Annotated in this window: 2 pseudogenes; both read right to left on the bottom strand. The window is 37.7% G+C overall.

The window, feature by feature from the left end:
- A pseudogene (locus VB732_RS31130) lies at positions 1-270 on the bottom strand (photosystem II q(b) protein); the annotation flags it as partial.
- Positions 271-613: 343 nt separating this feature from the next.
- Positions 614-1,440: pseudogene (locus VB732_RS31125) on the bottom strand (transposase); the annotation flags it as partial.

Raw genomic sequence — 1,440 nt, 5'->3', positions numbered from 1 at the left:
GCCGATTGCGTTGGAGGAAGGTACTACTGCACCAGAGATGATGTTGTTTCCGTAAATTAAGGAACCTGCAACTGGTTCGCGGATTCCGTCGATGTCAACGGGAGGCGCGGCGATGAAGGCGATTACGAAGCAAGCGGTTGCGGCTAGTAAGGTGGGGATCATGACTACGCCGAACCAACCGATGTAAATCCGGTTGTTGGTGCTGGTGATCCACTCACAAAATCTATCCCATACGTTGGCGCTTGAGCGCTGTTGTAAGGTTGTTGTCATTGTTTTATAAATGCGATTATTTGCGGATGAATTAGGTAGGTTTGACTACCTGTTACACATCTTAAAGAATTTATTGCGTTTTGTAAAGTACTTTCAGAAAAAACTTTCTCTTGGGATTCACGCACCTGCAACAGAAAACCCCCAATTCTTGAAAAAAGGAGGCTCTCAATATTTATAACGCGCGACCCTACGCAGTTTTACAGCAGATTACAACTTGGTTAGGTACAGATGATCTTAAGGGCATAGCACTGCTGTGCCCCTATCTGTGTACTTCATCTAGCTGAAAAACACTATATCCCTCTTCTGTCACTTTCCGAGATAAGCAAGTAGTTCAGGAGCTAAATCATCCACAAGCATAAGTGGGTTTAAATTGATTCATTGCAGCAATTAAATGATTGAATCCCAATAATAAATGTGAATTAGGGAAAATACTTAACCAGGGATAAATCAACCAAAATAGTAAAAGTGGTTGGATAATGAGACGTAGATTATTTAAAGTATTCTTCCATCCATATTCATGGTTCCATTGTGGATGATTAGAAAAATCAACATCATTATTTTCTTGTGTCTTAGTCTCAAATTGACAAGATTGATTTAAACCTAATAAGACTGAAGAATTTAAACTAATCATCGTGTAAACACAAAAAATAATTTCCCACCATCTCTCAATATGTTGAAAATCAGTAAAACGGTAATCTGTCCAGCCTAATTCCTGTTTACACTGTCGAAACCCATATTCTACCCAGGTTCTTAATCCATATAAGTCACCTAATATTTTCTTGAGATTACCTTGCAGATTCGTCATCACGAAGGAGGTAGAATTTTCCGGCATGGTTTCTGGATCAGTAGTTATTTCCCAGTAAGTTATGGCTCTTTTTTTACCATAAATTATTTCTCTAATATATCTTGTCTCTGATTTTTGATTGCTAAATGTTCTCTCTTTCTTTACACCACTTATTTGCCCTAACCCTTTGCCCTGCTGGTAGCCATACTCCATGATTACTTCTAATTGACACCACATAACCTAAGTTATATTCAGCAATTTTCCTAATGAATTGGCTACTTTCACCATATAAACTATCAGCCAGTACTAATTCAATATTGAACCCTGATTCCATTAATTCTGTAATTATCTCTGATGCTAGCTCTATTTTAGTTTTATATTTATCT

Origin of the sequence: Nostoc sp. UHCC 0252, from assembly GCF_034931145.1 — a bacterium.
Classification (GTDB): Bacteria; Cyanobacteriota; Cyanobacteriia; order Cyanobacteriales; family Nostocaceae; genus Nostoc.
This window is presented reverse-complemented; position numbering and strand designations above follow the sequence as displayed.